Here is a 20764-nt window from a genome sequence, read left to right as displayed (position 1 = left end):
GCTTGGCGACCGGGCCATCCGCCAGCCACAGACCTTTGGTCAGCGGCGGGTCTTGCGCAGCAGGCTCAGCGCCAGTGCGGCAAGGCATCCGACCAGCAGCAACCCCGCCCCCACCAAGGGCGAGATGCCCAGAAGCTTGACCGCCCCGGCGACCCCGGCGATCAGCAGCACGGCCTGCAGCGCCAAGGCACCGTCATCGACGAACATGCCGAAGGTTTCGTCCCAGATGATCTTCAGCAGGTTCATGCTGTCACCCCTTTCAGCGGTTTTGCAAGCAGGCGCACGGCGATCAAGGCAAACACCAGGAACACCGCGAAGAGTCCAACCAACGCCAGATCGGCGCCAGGCCAGTCTGCCCCCAGGCCCTCGCCTGTCCAGAACACGCCGAAGGACGACAGCATCAGGCCAACGACGAATTTCAGCGTGTTTTCCGGGACCTGCACCAACGGGCGATGCACGGCCATGCCGACCAGCGCCACGAGGATCACGGCGGCCAAGGCGCCCATGCCGGCCCAGAAGGTCTGGCCATGCGCGGTGCCGACGGCGATGACGATGAAGACGACCTCGACCCCCTCCAGCAGCACGGCCTTGAAGGCAGCGAGGCCAGCGAGGAAATCGGCGCGACGCTCGGCGGCCAAAGCCTTCAACTCGTTGGTTTCCTTGGCGAATTCCGCCGCCTCATCATGCAGGGCGATCCAGCCTGCCGACCGCAGGATCGCTTTGCGCAGCCAGCGCAGGCCGAACAGGATCAGAAGCGTGCCCACGGTGAATTGCAGCACGGCGATCGGGATCAGCGCCAGCAGCGGCCCGAAGATCAGCACGATCAGCACCAGCAAGGCCAGCGCTGCGGCCGAGCCGGTGAAGGCCGGGCGCCAGCCTCGGGTCAGGCCGACGGCGAGGACGATGGTGAAAGCCTCGACCACCTCGACCAAGGAGGCGAGGAAGGCGGCGGTGATGGTGGGCAGTAGGGCGGTCCATGTCATGCGTCAGGCATCCTTGAGAGTTTGTACCGGGTCAACCGGTAAAAGGCGGCAGCGGTCGGGCGGAAGCGAGAAATCCAGCCAGTCGCCCGGTGTGGCGCCACAAGGCCAGTCAAGCCGGACGCTTTGGCCCGCGATGGCAACCGTCAGACGCCAGCAGCGGCCCTGATAGGCGGCGCTTTGCACGTGGGCGTGCAACCGTGTCGCGGGATGATCGGTGGCGGGGCGGGCATCCTCGGGCCGGATCACCAGAACGGCGGGGCCTGAGGGCGCGGGCAGGGTCAGGGTCTGGTCCGCGATGCGGAAGGCCCCCGCGTCGCCCATGCCGGAAAGCAGGGAGAAGCCGCCGATGAAGCTGGCGACAAACGGCGTGGCGGGGGCGTTGTACAGGGTTTCGGGCGTATCCAGCTGCGCGATCTCTCCGGCGCGCATCACGGCGATGCGGTCGGAGACCGCCATCGCCTCGGCCTGATCATGGGTGACGTAAAGCACGGTGATGCCCTCGCGGCGGACCAGATCCATCATCTCGGTCCGCAGGTCCTCGCGCAAGGCGGCATCGAGGTTGGACAGCGGTTCGTCAAACAGCATCAGGAGTGGGCGCGCGGCAAGGCAGCGGGCGATGGCGACGCGCTGCTGCTGGCCGCCGGACAGGGCGGCGGGCATGCGGTCGCGGAAGGGGGAAAGGCGCGTCACCTCCAGCGCATGGGCGATGCGGGCCTCGGCCTCGGCGGCGGGCAGGCGCTGGGTGGCAAGGGCAAAGCCCAGATTGCCGGCGACGGTCATGTGGGGCCACAGGGCATAGTCCTGAAACACCATGCCGATCTGGCGCTTTTCGGGCGGCACCACACGGCCGGTGCCAAAAACCTCGGCCCCGTTCAGCACGATGCGCCCGGTGTCGGGATGGTTCAGCCCGGCGATGGCCCGCAGAAGCGTGGTCTTGCCAGAGCCGGAGGCGCCCAGCAGCGAGACGACCTCTCCGGTCCTGACGCTTAGGTCCAGCGCGCGCAGGATGGGTTTGGTGCCAAGGCGCTTTTCCACGGCTTCGCAGATCAGGGCGGTGGTCATGCCGCAGGGTCCTTTTGGGCAAAGGTCAGGTGTTTGCGCGCCACCAGCCAGCCAAGACCGGCCAAGCCTCCGGCGCCGACCATGCAGACGAGGGCGAGGGCCGAGGCGAGGCCGTCGTCATCGTGGCCCAGCAGCCGCACGACATAGGGCGGCACCGGGCTGCCGGTTTGCGGGACCACCAGTTGCGAGACCGGCAGTTCAAAGACCGTGCGGATGAAGGTCAGCAGCACAGCGGTGATCACCGAGAGCAAGACCAAGGGCAGCACCACCTTCACCAGCCGCGCTATCGGCCCGTGGCCGTGCAGACGGGCGCTGTCGGTCAGGCTGGGGGCCAGTTGGCCGACGGCGGTCAGGATGATGATCAGGCAATAGGGCAGGGCTGCGGCGACATAGCCTGTCACCAGCAGGGACGCCTGCCCGTAATGCGGAAACGGCCAGTCGCGGAAGACCGGCAGGCGGTTCCAGACGAGGATATAACCAAATGCCAGCACGATGCCGGGGATGGCGATGGTGCCCAAGGCCATGCCCGTGACCGCCGCCTTCAGGTTCGGCCCGGCCCGGTCCAGCCGTGCGGCAAGGGTCAAGGCAATGGTGGACGCGATGAGCGCGGTCAGCGCGGCATAAAGGAAGCTGCGGCCCATCGCCTGCAGCGCCGGGGCGCCGGGGGTCAGGGTTTGGGCCAGGTTTTGCAGGGTGAAGTTGGAGGCTTCCAGCCCGTGGCCTAGGGTGGCGGTGAAGGTGCGGATCAGGATGACGCACAGCGGCAGCCAGATCGCCAGCACGCCGATCAGCACGGCCACGCCGGCCAGACCCCAGCGCGCCGTGGGGCCGGGCTCGCGGGGCAGGCTGTGGCGGCTGCGGCCTGAAATCAGGCGCAGGGCCCCTTGGCGGCGCAGCAAGCGGTCGCCCAACGTCACCAGCAGGATCAGGACGAGCAGCACCAGCGCCTCGGCCCCGGCCAATGGGAAATCGACGGGGTAGTCGGAGGCGGCGGCATAGATGCCATAGGTCAGGACGCCAAAGCCGGATGAGTGGGCGATGGTGGCGGCAAGGCCGAAGTCTGACAGAACCTCGGCAAAGGTGGCGATCAGGGACAGGGCAATGGCGGGCAGCAGAAGCGGCAGGTTGATCCGCAGCCAGATGCGCCAGGTGCCGGCACCGGCCATGCGGGCGGCATCCTCGACATCCTGCCCCAAGCCGGCCAGAGCCGAGCCGAGGATGAAGGCGGGCAGGGGGAACAGGCTGAGGGTGTGGACAAAGACCAGCCCGCCCAGTCCGAAGAAGGCATCCGAGGCCCAGTGCGGCAGGACGCCAAGCTGCGCGAGGTAGCCTCCGGGTGCCATCAGCAGCACCCAGGCGAGGGCTTTCAGATAGCCCGGCGTCAGGAATACGAGCCACGGCACCGGGGAGTAAAGCGCCCGCAAAGGCAGGCGAAAGCGTTGGGTGAGGGCGGCGAAGAGGCCTCCGGTGACGGTGGCGGTTAGGGCGACGGCGGCGCCCAGTTCGACGGAATGGAAGATCGACCGCAGCACACGCGGTGCGAAAAGCGCGCGTTGCAGCGGGGAGAGGTCGATGCCGAAGCCCGGCGCCTGAGGGTCAAAGAGAGCTGGCATCACGGCTTGCGCCAGCACCATCAGCAAGGGCAGCACGATCAGCAGGCCAAAGACGCCGAGGATCGGCAGATCCACCGCCGCCATGGCGATCCACCCCGGCAGCGCAAGCCGCCGGGGTGTTTGCATGCGGGCCAAAGCCGCGCCTTGGGTATCTGACAGGGTCATGCGCCGATCATTGCGGAACGAAGGTGTCTTTGTACCACTGCTTCCACTCGGTCTCGTGGTCAGAGGCGGTCTTGTCGTCCAGCGTGATGAAGGTGATGGCGGGACGTTCGGCTTTCGGCTTCACGCCGTCGATGACGGGGATGAAGAAGAAGTCGGTGTCGTCGCCATCCTGCATGGCGGCCTGACCCTCGGACGAGGTCACGAAGGCGATGAACTTCTTGACGGCGTCCATGTGCTGCGACTTGGCGCCGATGCCCAAACCCTCGGGCAGGGCGACTGAGCCTTCGGAGGGGTAGACGACTGCAACCGGCTCGCCAGCGACCTGCTTGGCAATGATCGAGCTGTCCTGATTGATGCCAACCGATGCGTCTCCGGTCAGCACGGCCTTGTTGATCTTGCCGCCCGAGCCCAGACCCGACAGGTCCTTGTTGGTCAGCACCTGCGCCAGCAGGGCTTTGCCCGCGTCGACGCCATTGGTCTGGAAGAAGCCCGCCAGCCACTGATAGGCCGGTCCGGACAGGTTCGGGTCCTTGGCGGCGACGGCACCGGCGAACTTCGCCAGATCGGCCCAGGACTTCGGATAATCGGCAGCGGCGACCTTCTTGGTGTTCACTTCAATGCCCGTGGTCGAAGCCCCGGTCGGGATGAAGGCGAGGTTGGCGGGCGTCAGGGTTTTGCCCAGATCGTTGAACTTGATCGTCCCGGCCACATCCGCCGGGATTGCCTGCACAGAGCCATCCTGCATCAGACGTTCGAACACCGCCGAGCCATCGACCCAGAGGATGTCGAACTGCGGATTGTTGCCCTCGGCCGCGATCTTGCCCAGGGTTTCGCCGGTCGAGCCGGGTTCGACCACATCGACGGTCAAGCCGGTGGCCTTGGTGAAGGCTGCGGTCACCGGACCCGCGAAATCAAGCGCATCATAGAGCACCAGATCAGCGGCAGCCGCGGGCAGGGCTGCGGTGGACAAAAGCAAAGCAAGGCCAAGGGACGCGTGTTTCATCATCGGACTTTCCTTCAGGGCGAGGGCGGCAGATGTGCCGCAGGGGAGGTTTCGGAAATCTTGCGGCGACGGGTGCCGCGTTTTGTCCAGCTGCTGTCGAGGGCGGCGCGCAGGCTGGCAAAGTCATCCAGCGCATCCAGCGCGCGTTCCCGGTTGCGGGCGGACAGGCCCAGCACCAGCGCCTCGATCATCACGAGCGTGGCGGAATGCAGGGCCAGGTGTTCGGACCTGCCACGCGGCACATCCAGGGTAACAGCGACGCGGCCTTCCAGAACCGGACCAAGGCTGTCCGAGATGAGCACGATCGGCAGGCCAAGGCCTTCGGCCCGCTCCAGCGCCACGCGGACCTCGCGGTAAAGCGGCGCATAGGCGATCAGGACCAGCACGTCCCCGGCCCGCTGGCCCAAGATCTGATCGGCCAACCCGATGCCGCTTTGCCGCAGGGCGCGGGCGGGAAGGCCCACGCGGCCCAATTGCAGGGCCAGATACTCTGCCATGGCGCCCGAGGGTCCAAGGCCGAAGACATGCACTGTCGCGGCGCCAGCCAGCAGGTCCAAAGCGCGGCCATAAGCCTCGGCCAGCGCAGGGTTGCGCAGGGCGGCGAGGTGGTCTTCCTGAATGCCCACCACATGGGCCAGAAGTCGGGCCGGGTCGCTGCCCGCCTCTTCGATCGTCATCTGCATGCGCAGCGAGGGGGCCGAGCCTCCGGTCAGATCGGCCAGCAGATCCTCGCGCAGTTCCGCCAGCGAGTCATAACCCAAGCCCCGCATCATGCGCAGCAAGGTGGCGTCACTGGTGCCCGCCATCTCGGCGATCTGCGCCGCCGAGGCCAGAACCACGCGGTCTTTCTGCAAGGCAATCGCCCGCGCCAGACGCTGTTCGCTCAGCGACATTTGCGCCAGCTGTGTGCTCATGCGGGTCTCGAACCGGCCGGGGGTCACGCGGGTCTCCGTTGCTGCGACGTCACGGCCCCCTGATGCGTTGCGTTTGCAACAACTGCATGACGCCTCGATGAATATCGAATAACGCTTCTGCACATGCCGGGCAGGACGGTCCGGCGCCAAGCGCCTACGGCAGAGAAGAACAAGAGCGTGCCTGTTGAAATCGAACGGAAATTCCTGACAGCCTCGCAAGATTGGCGTCAGCGCGTGGTGCGGACCCAAAAGATCCTCGACGGTCTGTTGATGAACGCCGATGGCTGCAAACTGCGCGTGCGACTGTGTGACGGGCAAGCCACCCTGACCTTCAAAGGCCGTCGTGCCGGGTTGTCCCGCGAAGAACTGGAACTGCCGCTGGATCATGCACAGGCGCAGATGCTGCTGGATCACCACTGCGAGGGCCGCATCCTGTCCAAGACCCGCCATCTTGTACCGCAGGGTGATCTGCTTTGGGAGATCGACGAATATGACGCCCCTCTGGACGGCGTCATTCTGGCCGAGGTTGAACTGCCCGATGCCGACCACCCAGTCGCGCTGCCGGACTGGATCGGGACCGAAGTCTCAGGTGATCCGCGCTGGCGCAAGCTGAACATGCTGCAGACGCGGCGGCAGGCAGAGTAAGCGCCCGGTCGCGTTTCAACCTGCCAGACCCGCATCCTTCAGACATGCGGGATAAGGTCTGCTGGGCGCGCTGCAAAGAGAATCCGCAACCGAAGGGCAAAAGGTCATATGACCTTTACTAAGGAATCATATGATCTATATTGGTGATTGAGGAGACGCCAATGCCCATGGCTGTCAAGACCCGACACCCTGCTGAGATCAACGCCGTCGCCTTGAAGGCCTATGCGCGTGTTGTGGATGCATGGTCCCTCAGCCTCAGGGAGGCGGCGGCTTTGGCGGATATGTCGGAAAGCACCTGGAAGCGCGCCAAGAAGCCCGACTTTGCCGGCGAGCTGACCAAGGACCAACTGCTGCGCCTCAGCGCGGTGATTGGGATTTACAAGTCGCTGGAACTTTACTTTTCAGCAGCACTTGCCCGGACCTGGTTCACCCGACCGAACACTGGCCCGTTGTTTGGCGGAAGTCGGCCGATCGACACGGTGATCGACGGTGGCTTGCCGCAGATTCTGTCCGTCCGAACCTATCTGGATGCCCTGCGGGGGGGCGCATGAGGCGGATCGAGATTTCGGATCGGGCATTGGTGCGCCTGCTGCCTGCCACCTGGCACAAGCCGCCGTCACTGCGCGGGCTGGTCGATTCCGATGACGAAATGGAGATCCTTGCCGAGATTGAAGGCCTGACCAGTGCCCGGCTTCTGGCCGAGCGTGGCCGCAACCCCCACCTTGACCCGCGCGAACTTGCGTGGCGGCGGCGCAGTCGGGATCTGCGCATCTACGGTGACACTCATGTCAACGCGGCCTTCACCTACACCCGCGCGGGCGGCAACCGCTTCAATGCGCAAGAGCGGGGGGCTTGGTATTGTGCTTGGGATGTCATGGTCTCTGTCGCCGAAGTGGCTTGGCACAGGACCCGAGAGTTGGGCTTCACCGGGAGTTTTACCGATCGCGCCCGCTATGTCGAAATCCTTGCGGATTTCATTGGTGTGTTTGACGACATGACCGATGAGCCGGGCCATGCGGCGCTGAACCCCGACACGGCCATTGGCTATCCGGAGGGTCAAAGCCTTGCCGAGCACTTGCGGCGGGCAGGCTCTCGGGGCCTGATTTATCCTTCTGTCCGCGCGCCCGCCCCGGGCGGGAACTGTCTGGTGTGCTTTGAACCCGGTGCGATCCAGAACGTGCGTCCGGGCGCGTCCTGGGACCTGGTCTGGGATGGAACGCCGGACTATTCGGTTCGTGCCGTCAGCTGAACGAAGGCTGGGGGGGCAAGGTCGCGCCACACGGTGTCACAAGCGACCGCCGGTGCAAGAAATGCACGCCCACGCAGCCACCGGACTGCGCAGCCATCAGAGGATACGCGATCTTACCGGTTGCGCCCCTGATCCACAGGCGTTTTCGGCCATTCGGGTCCATCGCGATCCGGGCCATGCCCTGACGCAGGGGCAGGCGGCGCGGGTTCTGGCGGCGATGCTCTGCTGACCGTGCAAACCGGCCTTGTCGCTGCGCGCCTTGCACAGGTTCCCGCTTTCGCCTCTCTTGCCGTCGTCGCACCGGAGCGCAGCATGGAATCGCCCATCGCCCTTTCGATCCGCCAGTTCCGCCGGGCGACGTTTCGTGCGGTCCACAATGGTGCCTGCGCGCTGATCCGGGTTCAAAGCGGGGTGAAGCGGGTGCAGGTCGGCACCCGGATGCTGGAGATCCCCGCAGGCGCCCTTGCCGTCATGGCCCCGCGCCTGTCGATGACCATCGAGAACTGTCCCGAAGGCCAAGCCCCCTACGCTGCCCAGCTTCTGGTCCTCCCCGAAAGTCTGGCCGTGGCCGAAGCCGGTGGCGGCGATGCCCTGCGCGCCACGGTGCGGGCTACGACGCTGGCGGCCTTCGATCGGGCGATCAGCTTTGCGCAGGACCCGCAGGTCCCGCAGCGCCTGAAAACCCATGCCCTGCGGGAGGTGCTGATGTGGCTGGGCGAGGAGGGGATCGGCTTTGGCCGCCTGCGCCCCGCGTCGCTGGCGGACCGTTTGCGGGCCCTGCTGGCCGGTGCCCCCGACCGCGCATGGCGCGCGCCCGAAGCTGCCAGAGCCCTGGCCGTCAGCGAGCCCACATTGCGCCGCCATCTGGCTCAGGAGGGCACCACGTTCAGCGCGCTTCTGACCGATGTGCGGATGGGGCAGGCGCTGACGCTGCTGCAAGCCTCTGACCTGTCGGTCACCCGGGTTGCGCTGGATGTGGGCTATGCCTGCCCCTCGCGCTTCGCCGTGCGGTTTCGCAAGCGGTTTGGCCTGTTGCCTTCGGACATCCGCAGCCGGAGGCCGGATTGATCGGATCGGCACGAAAGTCGATCCCTGCGGCACGGCATCGAATGGGGCAGGGGGCTAGGATGAGTGCATTCCCACACAAGGTCCTGCCCCATGCGCCATGCCCTGCCGCTTATTCTCCTTGCCTCGCCCGCCTTGGCTGACATGACACTGGCCCTGCCCGGTGTCGTGGAGGGCCGCTTTCAGCCTGCTCAGCTGCTGTCGGGCTTTGGCTGCACGGGTGAGAACCGGTCTCCGGAACTGGCCTGGAGTGGTGCGCCCCCTGAGACGAAAAGCTTTGTCGTGACCGTCTATGACCCCGATGCGCCGACTGGGTCCGGTCTGTGGCATTGGTCGGCCTTCAACATCCCAGCCGATGTGACGGGGCTGACGGAGGGCGCCGACGGCGGCATGCCGCAGGGTGCGGTGACCGCGCGCAACGATTTTTCGCACAACAGCTATGATGGCGCTTGTCCGCCGCAAGGCAGCACGCATCACTACATCGTCACGGTCTTCGCCATGCCGGCTGCAACCCTGCCGCTGGACCAGACGGCCTCTGCCGCGATGGTGGGCTATTTTGCCAACTCTGGTGCCCTGGCCCGTGCCAGCGTCACCGTCAGCTACGGGCGCTGACCATGAAGGGCTATCTGCTGACCGCCGAAGAGATTGCCGCGACCGAAGGTCTACGCAAGACGCATTTCCTGAACCCCAATGCCCGCCGGGTCAACACATCCCTGGGCGATCTGACCGGGCTGACGGGCATGGGTTTCCATCTGATCGAGGTGGAACCCGGCCATGAGACGACCGAGCATCATCTGCACCACCACGAGGATGAATGCCTGTACATCCTGTCCGGAGAGGCGACGGCGCTGATTGGGGACGCGGCCTTTGCTGTCAAGGCGGGGGATTTCCTGGGCTATCGCAAGGGCGGTCTGGCCCATTCGATCCGCAACACGGGCACGGCAGTCCTGCGCTGTCTGGTGGCCGGAGAAAGGCGCGCGCATGATGTGGGTGACTATCCGCGCCTGGCCAAGCGCATCTATCGGAACGAGGGGATGGCCTGGAACCTGGTCGATCACAACGCCATCACCGAACCCAAGGCGGGTGCGAAATGACAGGCGTCATCCCCGCCTCGCGCCAGGGGGAGCGGCCGGGATAGGCCGACGATGCTGCAATCTGCGCCAAAGCCCGCGTGTCGACTGCGGCGCGCTTGGTCGCACACGCCCCGATTGCGGCAGCGTCCCCTGTCACCGATTCCCGTCGATCCACTTCGCCATCAGACCCTTGTCGCGAAAGCATTCCTCTGGCACGGCGCGCCGCTTGATGCGGGCCAAACGCTCGGCGAAGGCCACCTGTTTGGAGGACGGCAGGCTGTCGAGGGCAGAACTGGGCGTCAACCGCGCCTGCGCGTCGATCCAGGAACTTAGGGTGCGGCGATCCTGCTGGACGTCCCAAGGGAGCAGCGTCTGGTTCCGCAAAGCCAGCGCGCGCGCATAGGCGATCTGCTTGGGCGTTGCGGGCAGGGAAAAGGTCATGTCTTCCATCGGGGAACTCCCTGTCTGGTTGGCTTTCATATATAGAACATAACCAGAACAAAATCAACCGCCACACTCATGGGAGCCGATGCCGATGCCGCAGCGGTGACCCTTGCCGTGGCTGAAAACTGCAGTCTCATACGACATCGGGTTTCCAGATCGACACGCTGCGCTTGCGGCGGAAGACAAGCCGCGCCTGTGCCGGCCGCAGGACATGGCCCTTCAGGGAGCAGTCTGAGGTCGCCATCCCGGGCAGAGCGATTGGGGGTCCTGAAATTTGCCAAACTCCTCCCTATGCAGCCCGAAGGGGGCCGTGATATCGTTTCGCATGAGGCGGGTGTGAGGCAATCTCATGGCGACTGGCGGCATCACGATCCTTGTCGGCACCACGAAAGGTGCTTTTCTTCTGTCTGGCGGACCTGATCGCGGCGGCTGGAAGGTCACGGGGCCGCATTGCAACGGCTGGCCGATCAATCACATCATCGGCGACCCTGAAACGGGCAACATTTGGGCCGGAGGTGGCGGCGATTGGCATGGTGCCGGCGTCTGGCACTCGGCGGACGGCGGCGCGTCATGGCACGTTGTGAAGCTGACGACCGGCAAGATGGACGAATGGGCCGCCAATGACCCGGGTTTCGCCAAGATGATCGGCTGGACAGGTGAGGCCCCGCCCTTCGCGTCCGAGTTTTCGCAGATCTGGTCGCTGAACCACGCCCACGGCACGCTGCACGCCGGAACCAAACCGGCCAGTCTGCTGCAAAGCCAGGATGGCGGAAAAACCTGGACCAAGGTCGAGGGTCTGACCGACCATCCATCGGCCGGCAATTGGGACGGCGGGGCGGCCGGTCTGGTGCTGCACACGATTCTTGTGAGCCCGTTCGATCCGAAAAAGGTATGGGTTGGAATATCGGCGGCGGGTGTATTCGCCAGCGAAGATGGCGGTGTGACATGGGAGCGCCGCAACCGGCTGTCCAACGCCGAGGCCTGCGCGCATCACGATCATCCGGCAGCCCCGCGCAACGGCGAAACCGGGCATTGCGTGCACAACATGATGCGCGCGCCGGGGACCGAGGATGTGTTGTATCAGCAGAACCACCACGGGGTCTGGCGTTCCTCGGATGGCGGGCGCAGTTGGGAGGATATCACGGCGGGATTGCCCTCGACCTTCGGCTTTCCGATCCGGGTGCATCCGCGCGACCCCGCCACGATCTGGACGCTGCCGTTGAATGGCGATGGCGCTGGTCGCTTTCCCCCGGATGCGGCGGCGGCGGTTTGGAGATCACGCGACGCGGGGCAGAGCTGGACGGCGCTGCGCGATGGCCTGCCGCAGGACTCCTGCTTCTTCACCGTTTTGCGGCAGGCGATGGCCGGTGACACCCGCGAACCGGCTGGCATCTACTTCGGCACCAACAGCGGGTCGGTTTTCGCAAGTCTGGACGAGGGCGAGACGTGGCAAGAGATCGCGCGTCACTTGCCCACGGTCCTGTCCGTCGAAGTTCTTGATCTTGCGGAACCGGCGACGCCGCGCGGGATATGATCAATCAGGGGCGGCTTGCGCCTTCCCGGCGCGCCGCTGTCTGTGGGCCTTCACCCCATCAGCCCCGCTGCGTCAGGCGCTTCCCGATCCCCGGAGGGCATTGCTTCAACATTGCGTTTGACCCGTGTCCGCGTGAAGAATGGACCCGCCAAAGGAGTGCCCCTTGAACCACAACGACGCCGCCCGCCTGCTGGACCGCATCAAGGGCATCCGGCTTTTCGCCCATGCTTATGCCTGGCATCTGAACTTCCGGCTGGGCGATGCCACGCCTTGCGACTTTCTGCAATTCGCCCACCGGCACGGGATGGCGGGCGTTAAGATCCATGTCGAAGACGGCGAAGAGCGTTCGCTTCTGCATGCGGTTGCCATGCGTGCCGTCTTTGGCAAGATGGCCAAATCGCTTGATCTGAAGATCCATATCGAAACCTCGGCCACTGACGAAGATACGCTGCGCGCGGCGATTGACGTGGCGAAGGACACCGGGGCCACCTCGGTCCGCTGCTATCCGCGTCATGCGGGCCCGGTCTCACGGGTCATAGCCCAGACCATCGCCGATTTGCGCCGCTTGCCCGCGCTGGACCCCGAGGGCAGGCTAGACTTCCTGCTGGAGCAGCACGAGGACCTGAAATCGCAGGAACTGGTGGCGATCCTGCAAGCGGTGCAAAATCCGCGTCTGACGCTTCTGTTTGATTTTGCCAACATGATCAATGCTTTCGAGACGCCGGAGGCAGCCTTGGCGCAAATGGCGCCGTATGTGACCGACGTCCACATCAAGGATGCCAAAATCCTGCCGGATCGCGGTGGCTTCGCCCACCTGGCCTGCCGGTCGGGCGAGGGCGACATTGACTTCAAGGGACTGCTGACCAGACTTTTGCTGCTGGGGGAAACACCGCAGGTCCGCGCTTTTGCCTGCGAGGAAGAGAACGGGATGTTCGCCCCGGCCTATCGTTTTCCTACCGATCCCGACGATCCTGTCATCCCACCGCGCGCCGCCTCGACCACCTTGCTGGCGCCGGACGAATCCCTGCCGGCCCGCCTGACGCAGGAAAAGGCGGAGGCGGTCGCGCAGATCCGGTATGTTCGCCAGATCCTGAACGAGATCGACGCAGAGGCCCGCGCGGACCTTTCGTGATCTGGTGCCGTCCTTGTCGTCGGGCTCGCGCCATGAGGTCGGTTGGGGTGGTTTGGCAACGGTCGGGCGTCGGTCCCACGGGGCAAGCCCTGCTTTGCGCGATCCATGGGCCAGGGATGGCATGAATGCCGGTTTGCAAAGGTGATGGTTCCCGGTAAAGACGCCACGCGGGCCGCAAGCCCGCCGGGACTGGCAAAAAGGTGCAGCCAGTCATCCGGATCCCGTCCTGCGCCTGTCCCACCGTGTTTTCAATCTGGCCGTTTCACCCGTGACCCCTGCCGCTCGCCTGCAAGCCACCCTTGATCTTCTGTCTGACGTGGAAAGCGCTGCCCGACCGGCGGACGCTGTCACGTCGGGCTTTTTCCGTACCCGGCGCGACATTGATGACACGGACCGGGGTGCGGTGCTGGACCTGCTGTATACCCTGCTGCGGCATCGGGCACGGCTGGGCTGGTGGCTGGAACAGCACGGGGGGCGTGACACGCCGCGCGCCAGACTTCTGGCGTGGCTGACACTCGCGGATGGCAAGACACCTGACCAGATCAAGCGCCTGTTCGAGGGGGCTGCCGCCCTGACGGAGGTTGAACACGGTCTGCTGACCAAGTTGCGCGGCGGTACGATGGTCCATCCTGCCATGCCCGACGAGGTGCGCCTGGAATGTCCGGATTGGGCGATGGACCCGCTTCGGCGCCGCTTTGGCGAGGCTTTCGGGGCCGAAATGGCGGCAACCCTGACGCCGCCGCCGCTGGATCTGCGGGTCAATCCCGTGAAAGCGACCCGCGAAGCCGTGCTGCGGGAGTTGAAAGCCCTTGGCCTGCCGGCAGAGGTCACACGGCTTTCGCCCCATGGCATCCGTGTGCGCGAACGCCTGTCGCTGGCGCGCCTGCCGGGGCTGAAGACCGGCGAGATCGAGATTCAGGACGAAGGCTCGCAGCTTGTGGCACAACTGGTTGATGCCAAGCCCGGAGAGCGCGTGGTCGATTTCTGCGCCGGTGCGGGTGGCAAGACTTTGGCCATCGCCGCGCAGATGGCCAACCGGGGCCATGTCGTCGCTTGTGATGTCAACGAGGCGCGTCTGAAGCGCTGCGCCGAGCGCTTGCGCCAAGCCGGCCTGCACAATGTGGAGACGCGGGTTTTGGCCTCTGAAACCGACCGATGGGTCAAACGCCACAAGGGTGGTTACGACCGCGTTCTGGTCGATGCGCCGTGCAGCGGCACCGGCACTTGGCGGCGCAATCCCGATGCCCGCTGGCGTGCACCGGAGTTGGGGTTGCAAGGGCTTGTGGCGCTGCAGGCCCGCATCCTTGCCAGTGCTGCGCGTCTGGTAAAGCCGGGCGGCAGGCTGGTTTATGCGACCTGCTCGATGCTGACCGAAGAGAATGAGGCCCAGGTGGCGGCCTTTCTTGCCGCGCATCCGGCCTTTTCAGTCGTGCCGCTGCACGAGGCTGCGCCACAGCTGGCGGGCGACGACGCCCACCTGTCCCTGACGCCGGCCCGCCATGGCACAGACGGCTTCTTCGCCGCCATCCTGCAGCGCGAGGTCTTGGCCCCCGCCCGCCCGCAGGACGGCGCCTGATTTACGGCTTCGGCAAGGGCACGCCTTTGGTGGTGAACTTCTGCCCCCGGAAGTTGAGGCGCGTGGGGCGCTTCTTGGCGTCCCCGGTTCCCATCGGCTGATGGACGGGCACCAGCTGCTCGGGGCGCGGGCCAATCAGATCGGCGCGGCCCATGTCTTTCAAGGCCTCTCGCAGAAGTGGCCAGTTCTCGGGGTCGTGATAGCGCAGGAAGGCTTTGTGCAGCCGACGCTGCCGCCCGCCGCGCACCGTGTCGACCTTTTCAGAGGCCCCGCGCCGGACGCCCTTCAATGTATTGACGCCCGTGTGATACATGGCCGTCGCCGTCGCCATGGGCGAGGGCAGGAATGTCTGCACCTGATCGGCGCGGTACTTGTTCTTCTTCAGCCACAGGGCGAGGTTCAGCATGTCCTCATCTGTCGTGCCGGGGTGGGCTGCGATGAAATAGGGGATCAGGTAGTACTTCTTCCCCGCTTCCTTGGCCGCCGCGTCAAACATCTCCTTGAAGCGGTCATAGGTGCCGATGCCCGGCTTCATCATCACGTCCAGCGGGCCGCGCTCGGTATGTTCGGGCGCGATCTTCAGATAGCCGCCGACATGGTGGGTGACCAGTTCCTTGATGTATTCCGGGGACTTGACCGCCAGATCATAGCGCACGCCGGACGCCACCATGACCTTCTTGATGCCCTTCACCTCACGCACCTTGCGGTAGAGGCTGATCAGCGCGTCATGGCTGGTGTTCAGGTTCGGGCAGATGTCGGGGAACACGCAGGAAGGCAAACGGCAGGCCTTCTCGATGTTGGGGTCCTTGCAGGCCATGCGGTACATGTTGGCCGTGGGCCCGCCGATATCCGAGATCACGCCCGCAAAGCCCGGGGTCTTGTCGCGGATCAACTCGATCTCGCGCAGGATAGAGGCTTCAGAGCGGCTTTGGATGATCCGCCCCTCGTGTTCGGTGATCGAACAGAAGGTGCAGCCACCGAAACAGCCGCGCATCACGGTGACCGAAGCCTTGATCATGTCCCAAGCCGGGATCTTGGCATCGCCATAGGATGGGTGCGGGGCACGGGCGTAGGGCAGGTCGTAAACCGCGTCCATCTCGTCAGAGGTCAGCGGGATCGGCGGCGGGTTCAGCCACAGGTCACGGTCGGCGTGGCGTTGTACCAGCGGGCGGGCGTTGCCGGGATTGGCTTCGCGGTGCAGGACGCGCGAGGCGCGGGCATAGGCTTCCTTGTCGACCTCGACCGTCTCGCAAGACGGAAGGCGGATGACCGTGTTGCCGGGCACGCGGGTGGCGCCCTCGTCCGGCGAGTCCAGATCATCGGCAGGCAGTTCGATGTAGCCTTCCGGCACGGGCCGGAACAGGGCCACGCCCCGGACATCGCAGATCTCGCGGGCCTTCTCGCCTGCCGCCATGCGCTTGGCCACCTCGACCACGGCGCGCTCGGCATTGCCGTACAGCAGCAAGTCGGCCTTGGCATCCGCAAGGATCGAGCGGCGCACCTTGTCGGACCAATAGTCATAGTGGGCAATGCGGCGCAGCGAGGCCTCGATGCCGCCCAGGATCACCGGCACATCCTTGAAAGCCTCGCGGCAACGCTGGGTGTAGACGATCGTGCAGCGGTCCGGCCGTTTGCCACCGTCACCGTCCGGCGTGTAGGCGTCATCATGGCGCAAGCGACGGTCCGAGGTGTAGCGGTTGACCATCGAATCCATGTTGCCGCCGGTGACGCCGAAGAACAGGCGCGGCCGTCCCAAAGCCTTGAACGGCTCTGCCGACTGCCAGTCTGGCTGCGAAATGATGCCGACGCGGAACCCTTGGGATTCCAAAAGGCGACCGATGATCGCCATGCCAAAGCTCGGATGGTCGACATAGGCATCCCCGGTCACAAGGATGATGTCGCATTCCGTCCAGCCAAGCGCCGACATCTCGGCCCGGCTCATCGGCAGGAAAGGAGCTGCTCTTTCGCCGGAAGACTCGCGGCGCGACAGCGGTGTCACGGGGTTTTGGGAAATTGCCATGGGTGGGGTGTATAAGGTGCCGCCCGGGCAAATTCAATTCGCTTTGGGCTGTTGGCTGAAAAGGTGAAGACACATCCGCAGGATCATCCCTGACACCAAAGAGCCCCGGTCAACAGGGCGCAGATCCCCCGGCCCTTCGCATCCTGGGCCACAGCGCCAAGTGCGGTCACCGCCAATCTTGCCCGGGCAAGGTTGCTTGAACCCGACGTGGCACCGGACATGCGGCCGATCCCGACGTGCAGGGTAAGGATGAAGCTGTCCGCCCAAATCCCGACAGGGCGCGAAGTCTGACGGGTCTTGTCTGCTGCCATGAAGCGACGGCGCAAGACTGCGCTGCGGTTTGTTGATTGCCCTGGGCTTGCCGGATCTTTGCCAGCAGGTCTTGTATCCCAAAGATCCTGGTCCGGCACCTTGCGCCGATCCGATCTCTGTGTGCAGCCTTCAACGCTGCGTTGCGGCGGCAAACGAGAGGCCGCGCGACAGGCAAAGACAGAACAAACTGGCGGAGGCACCACGTGCAGGTTCAATTCCCGTGCGACACGAAAGATACTGTCGAAACCTCATGCCGGGTGTGCGGTGGTGCGGCCAAAGGTCCGGTTTTGCGCGTGGCCGGTGCGCCGACAGAAGGTGGCAGGCTTGATCTTTGCCGCTGTGAGGTGTGTCTGAGCCTGTCCTATGCGGGGGACGATCCTGTCATCGGCTATGACTTTCAAGGCTTTGCCGAGAATTACTGGCACCATTACGTGCAAAGTGGCGCGGGACTCATGGCGATGCTGGAACCTCTTCTGCGGTTGAGGCCCAAAGGGGGGCATCTGCTGGACGTGGGCTGCGGTTTCGGATTTGTCCCGCACTTCTGGCAAACGGCGGGGCTGGGTCGGGCTGTCGGCCTTGAAACTTCGGAATATGGTCGGATCGGACGCGATAAACTGGGCGTCGATATCCGGCACAGCTACTATGCGCCGCTGAAGGCAGGGCTGGATGGGCGGTTCCGCTATGTTTTCGCCTCGGAAGTCCTTGAGCATGTTTTGCATCCGAAGGAATTTCTGGCCGAAATCAGTGGCGGTCTGAGCGAGGACGGCATCCTGATCCTGACGACGCCGGCCGCAGAGGGGGTCATCCCCACGTGCGATCCCACCACGCTGCTGGCCAGTCTGTCGCCGGGATTTCACTATTTCTTGAGCAGCAGGATGGGACTGGCACATCTGCTGCATCAGGCCGGGTTTCGCCACGTAAAGGTGGAAATGTCGGGGACCCGTCTTTTTGCATGGGCATCCCATCGCCCCCTTCCCGAACTTGCCCCGGTCAACGAGGGCTGGGACGCTTATATCGGCTATCTGGAGCTTTTGGCAGAACACCCCGATCATCACGTCGCGGGAGGTGCGCGCTATCGGCTTTTCAAGGACACCCTCAACACTGGCAAGTTCGACCGCGCAGGAAAGGCTTGGGCGGCACTGAGCGATCTGGCGAAGAATCACTATCAGATTGACCTCTCCTCGGGATCTTTGACGGCTGACCCCGAACAAACCGGATCACGCCATCGCCCCTTGAAGATCCCGGACTTTTCAAAATCACCGTCCTGGCTTGGATGCGCGCTTTACTTCGGTGCAAAGCATCGCCACGCCCAAGGGGCGCCCGCCGCAGAACTGATCCCTGTGCTGTGCAGGGCCATCGCGGAAATTGGTCGCGACCTGGATGATCTTGCCCAATTTGCGCAGGAACCGGCCTATTTTCTGCCGCAGGCGCGCGAACTCCTGGCCCGTCTGCTGGCAGGACGTGGCATGCCGCCCGAGGCGCAGAACACCTGTGCTTCGGGACCGATCCTCGAAAGCTTCGAAGATCTGCTTCAAGCGGGCTTTCCCCGACGTGCAGAATGTCTGCTTTGGCATGCGCTGGCAGACGCCGTTGCACATAAGGCTGGCGCAAAGACCGAGGCCGATTTCTGGCAGGCGCTTGCGCGGTGCAAGGCGCTTGATCTGGGTCCCGAGGTGCAGGAGATCTGCTTTGAAGCCGCAACGGCACGCAGACCGCAAGATGCACAGCTGCTAGCCGACGCGGGGATGTTTGCCTTTTCGAGGGGGCGTTACCGGCGGGCCTATTCCGCGTTTCGGATCCTGTGCAACATCAATCCGCTGGACCCTGTCCATTGGTCAAATCTGGCGGCAAGCGCGCTTGTGCTGACGTGTTACCGGCTGGCGCGTGCGCATGCCCTGACCGCGCTTTCCCACGACCCCAATAGCCTGACGGCGCGCAAGATCCTTGTGCGCTGCGAAACTTTGCTGGGTCGACCTGCAGCCGCACTTGCCGCCCTGGGACCGCTGACGCCCAGCGTCAGGTCAGAGGATGTTGATGTCCGTCTGCTGGAAATCAATGCGGTCCTTGCAAACGGTGATCTTGAAGTCGGTCTTTTCGGTCTGGCCGAACTTGCGGAAGCGAACCCGAATCTGGGCGCAATCTGCAAACAATTTCAGGAGGCTTTCGGTCGGTCTGTAAATGATCCGGCGCTTGTCGCCTTGATCGACTCCCTTGGCCTGTCGGATGCCGATGAAGTCAACCTTCCGACGCCTGCGGGCGGCACACCGCAAGGCCGCGGTCCGGAACTTTGCGATGTCGTGATCTTGGCTGACGATGCGCAGATCCACTTGCGCGCCTGTCTTGAGAGCCTTGCCCTGCATTGTGAAGAATGGATTGATCGGGTGTCCATTGTGGGGTCGCCCACAAGGCTTGACCTTGCCAATCTTGAAGACCTGCCGTTCCAGGTCCACAAAGCCAAAGACCGCAATGCTGCGCTTCGTGCTGGCAGCGCACCGCGCTTGCTGTTGCTTTGTGCCCAGGCTGCGGTTCTGCCCGATACCTTGCCCCCGCTGTTCCGAAGCCTGGATACCTGGTCAAGGGCGGCGGTTGCCTCGGCTTTGCCTTTGGCGGGTCCATTCTCTGCCCATCCGCTGCGCGCCGAACGCCAATCCATGGAACCCATTCCCGATGCGACCCTTGCCGCATCCATCAGGGATTGGACCCGCGGCGCAGCAGAAGCGTCGGTTCCGCTTGTGCCTGCCGCGTGCCTTCTGATCCGTCGGGATGCTTTTGAAGCGCTAGGCCCGCTTGATCCGGGCCCCATCGCGGGCGCCGTTCAAGACCTTTGCCTGCGCGCAAGTGATTCCGGCCGAAAGGTGCTTCTTGTCCTTGATGCGCCCGTCGCGCTTCACGACCAACTTCCGCCCCCACACCGTGCGGCACTTTACGCCCGACATTCCGCCCTGCGGGTGCTGATGGCCGAGGCCCTGACGGAAAAGCAGCAGTCCATTCATCACCTTCGGGTTAGGATCGAGGAAGATTTGGCGTTGAACCTGCCAGCGGTGCCACCAGATGTGCCGCCGCTGCCCACGGTTCGTCCTGTGGAAAATGGATCAGCCCAAAGCCGATGGCTGACCCCGCCACCAGAAACAATAGGCGAAGCGCAGGAGATCTGCCTTTTTGTGGCCTTCGCGCCGGATGGCGCCCTGCCGGTTCTGACCCGACGATATCTGACCGCCCTGCGCGACGCCGGGTTCAAGATCATTCTGTGTCTGAACCTGATTGATCCGGACGCGCCTGTCGATCCATCCATCGCGCAGGTTGCGGATCACGTCCTGCTGCGCTGCAATGAAGGTTACGATTTTGCCGGTTGGGCAGATATTCTGCGCCGCGCGCCAGCCATCTGGAACGCCGGGCTTGTGGTGTTTGCCAACGACAGCCTGATTGGCCCGCTGGGCAGCTTGGGTCCGCTGGCAAACCGGATACGCCAGTCCCCGGCCGATTTCATCGCCATGACCGACTCCAGAATGTATCGCCACCACATTCAAAGCTTCCTGTTTGCCTACAAGCGCGCCGGCCTTGGCTCAGACGTCATTCGCAGATTCTGGAATGAAATTGAAGTTCTGGAGAATAAACAAGAGGTTATCGACCGCTACGAACTGGCTCTTCTCGATTTGGCCCGAACACAGGCGAAGCTGAAGGTGGAAGTGTTGTTTCCGCTTGAAACCATGCTGGGCAAGGACCGCCGTCGCATGATCGGCCTGTCGCCGACCCATCATCTGTGGCGGCAATTGCTTCGGCTGGGCTTTCCTTTCGTCAAGGCGGAACTGCTCAGGCTGCCACACGCTGGTGTTCGAGGGGGCGACGTCTTGCAAGCCCTGACCGAACACGGCGCCGACATCGAAGAGATCTGCCTTCACCTCGAAGAGACGAATGTGAACCGGCTGCCGCTGATGTCCTACACAGATCCGCTGCCCGATGCGGAAGGGAATTAA

Annotated in this window: 19 protein-coding genes; 11 read left to right on the top strand and 8 right to left on the bottom strand. The window is 64.3% G+C overall.

Annotation, left to right across the window (positions count from 1 at the left end; translation table 11 throughout):
- Positions 1–39 precede the first annotated feature (39 nt).
- Genes AC1Y2B_RS02110 through AC1Y2B_RS02085 form a run of 6 tightly spaced genes read right to left on the bottom strand, consistent with a single transcriptional unit; the run spans position 40 to position 5740 of the window.
- Positions 40–246, bottom strand: a complete 207-nt coding sequence (locus tag AC1Y2B_RS02110; protein ID WP_482251397.1) for a hypothetical protein — start codon at positions 244–246, stop codon at positions 40–42.
- Entirely contained in the window at positions 243–983 is a 741-nt protein-coding gene (locus tag AC1Y2B_RS02105; protein ID WP_482251396.1) for a COG4280 domain-containing protein, read from the bottom strand. The genes AC1Y2B_RS02110 and AC1Y2B_RS02105 overlap by 4 nt, the downstream gene beginning before the upstream one ends.
- A 3-nt stretch (positions 984–986) precedes the next feature.
- Positions 987–2045 carry an ABC transporter ATP-binding protein gene (locus AC1Y2B_RS02100; protein WP_482251395.1) on the bottom strand — a complete coding sequence of 353 codons (1059 nt, stop codon included), beginning with the start codon at positions 2043–2045 and terminating at the stop codon, positions 987–989.
- Positions 2042–3823 (bottom strand): ABC transporter permease, encoded by a 1782-nt coding sequence (locus AC1Y2B_RS02095; RefSeq protein WP_482251394.1) that lies wholly within the window; start codon positions 3821–3823, stop codon positions 2042–2044. Before AC1Y2B_RS02095 ends, AC1Y2B_RS02100 begins: the two co-directional genes overlap by 4 nt.
- Positions 3824–3830: 7 nt before the next feature.
- Complete coding sequence (locus AC1Y2B_RS02090) at positions 3831–4826, bottom strand: ABC transporter substrate-binding protein (protein WP_482251393.1); 996 nt, start codon at positions 4824–4826, stop codon at positions 3831–3833.
- 14 nt (positions 4827–4840) lie between these two features.
- Complete coding sequence (locus AC1Y2B_RS02085) at positions 4841–5740, bottom strand: MurR/RpiR family transcriptional regulator (protein ID WP_482251392.1); 900 nt, start codon at positions 5738–5740, stop codon at positions 4841–4843.
- A gap of 177 nt (positions 5741–5917) precedes the next feature.
- Here AC1Y2B_RS02085 and AC1Y2B_RS02080 point away from each other — a divergent pair, with 177 nt between their 5' ends.
- The 7 genes from AC1Y2B_RS02080 (at position 5918) to AC1Y2B_RS02050 (ending at position 9793) form a co-directional block, all read left to right on the top strand.
- Positions 5918–6385, top strand: a complete 468-nt coding sequence (locus AC1Y2B_RS02080; RefSeq protein ID WP_482251391.1) for a CYTH domain-containing protein — start codon at positions 5918–5920, stop codon at positions 6383–6385.
- Positions 6386–6546: 161 nt separating this feature from the next.
- Positions 6547–6936 carry an antitoxin Xre-like helix-turn-helix domain-containing protein gene (locus AC1Y2B_RS02075; RefSeq protein WP_482251390.1) on the top strand — a complete coding sequence of 130 codons (390 nt, stop codon included), beginning with the start codon at positions 6547–6549 and terminating at the stop codon, positions 6934–6936.
- Entirely contained in the window at positions 6933–7634 is a 702-nt protein-coding gene (locus AC1Y2B_RS02070) for an RES family NAD+ phosphorylase (RefSeq protein ID WP_482251389.1), read from the top strand. Before AC1Y2B_RS02075 ends, AC1Y2B_RS02070 begins: the two co-directional genes overlap by 4 nt.
- 61 nt (positions 7635–7695) lie before the next feature.
- Positions 7696–7863 (top strand): hypothetical protein, encoded by a 168-nt coding sequence (locus AC1Y2B_RS02065; RefSeq protein WP_482251388.1) that lies wholly within the window; start codon positions 7696–7698, stop codon positions 7861–7863.
- Between the two features lie 83 nt (positions 7864–7946).
- Positions 7947–8702, top strand: a complete 756-nt coding sequence (locus tag AC1Y2B_RS02060; protein WP_482251387.1) for a helix-turn-helix transcriptional regulator — start codon at positions 7947–7949, stop codon at positions 8700–8702.
- 90 nt (positions 8703–8792) lie between these two features.
- A complete protein-coding gene (locus tag AC1Y2B_RS02055) occupies positions 8793–9311 on the top strand; it encodes a YbhB/YbcL family Raf kinase inhibitor-like protein (protein WP_482251386.1) in 519 nt (172 codons plus the stop codon).
- Positions 9312–9313: 2 nt separating this feature from the next.
- Complete coding sequence (locus AC1Y2B_RS02050; protein ID WP_482251385.1) at positions 9314–9793, top strand: cupin domain-containing protein; 480 nt, start codon at positions 9314–9316, stop codon at positions 9791–9793.
- A 132-nt stretch (positions 9794–9925) separates the two neighbouring features.
- Here AC1Y2B_RS02050 and AC1Y2B_RS02045 read toward each other — a convergent pair whose 3' ends face one another.
- Complete coding sequence (locus AC1Y2B_RS02045; protein ID WP_482251384.1) at positions 9926–10222, bottom strand: hypothetical protein; 297 nt, start codon at positions 10220–10222, stop codon at positions 9926–9928.
- A 343-nt stretch (positions 10223–10565) separates the two neighbouring features.
- Here AC1Y2B_RS02045 and AC1Y2B_RS02040 point away from each other — a divergent pair, with 343 nt between their 5' ends.
- The 3 genes from AC1Y2B_RS02040 to AC1Y2B_RS02030 all read left to right on the top strand — a co-directional run bounded on the left by AC1Y2B_RS02040 (position 10566) and on the right by AC1Y2B_RS02030 (position 14458).
- On the top strand, positions 10566–11750 hold the full coding sequence (locus AC1Y2B_RS02040) for a WD40/YVTN/BNR-like repeat-containing protein (protein ID WP_482251383.1): 1185 nt from the start codon (positions 10566–10568) through the stop codon (positions 11748–11750).
- 163 nt (positions 11751–11913) lie between these two features.
- Complete coding sequence (locus AC1Y2B_RS02035; protein WP_482251382.1) at positions 11914–12882, top strand: sugar phosphate isomerase/epimerase family protein; 969 nt, start codon at positions 11914–11916, stop codon at positions 12880–12882.
- 268 nt (positions 12883–13150) lie between these two features.
- Positions 13151–14458, top strand: a complete 1308-nt coding sequence (locus AC1Y2B_RS02030; RefSeq protein WP_482251381.1) for an RsmB/NOP family class I SAM-dependent RNA methyltransferase — start codon at positions 13151–13153, stop codon at positions 14456–14458.
- A gap of 1 nt (position 14459) precedes the next feature.
- On the opposite strand, the gene AC1Y2B_RS02025 is transcribed toward AC1Y2B_RS02030, so the two are convergent.
- Entirely contained in the window at positions 14460–16478 is a 2019-nt protein-coding gene (locus tag AC1Y2B_RS02025; protein ID WP_482251380.1) for a YgiQ family radical SAM protein, read from the bottom strand.
- A 515-nt stretch (positions 16479–16993) separates the two neighbouring features.
- Between AC1Y2B_RS02025 and AC1Y2B_RS02020 the strand changes: the two genes are divergently transcribed.
- The gene (locus AC1Y2B_RS02020) at positions 16994–20764 is read left to right on the top strand and encodes a rhamnan synthesis F family protein (RefSeq protein WP_482251379.1); all 3771 of its coding nucleotides are present in this window, start codon (positions 16994–16996) and stop codon (positions 20762–20764) included.

The sequence above is a fragment of the Stagnihabitans sp. genome, assembly GCF_964946895.1.
The sequence above is the reverse complement of the archived record's forward strand: the minus strand, read 5'-3'. Positions and strand labels throughout refer to the sequence as shown.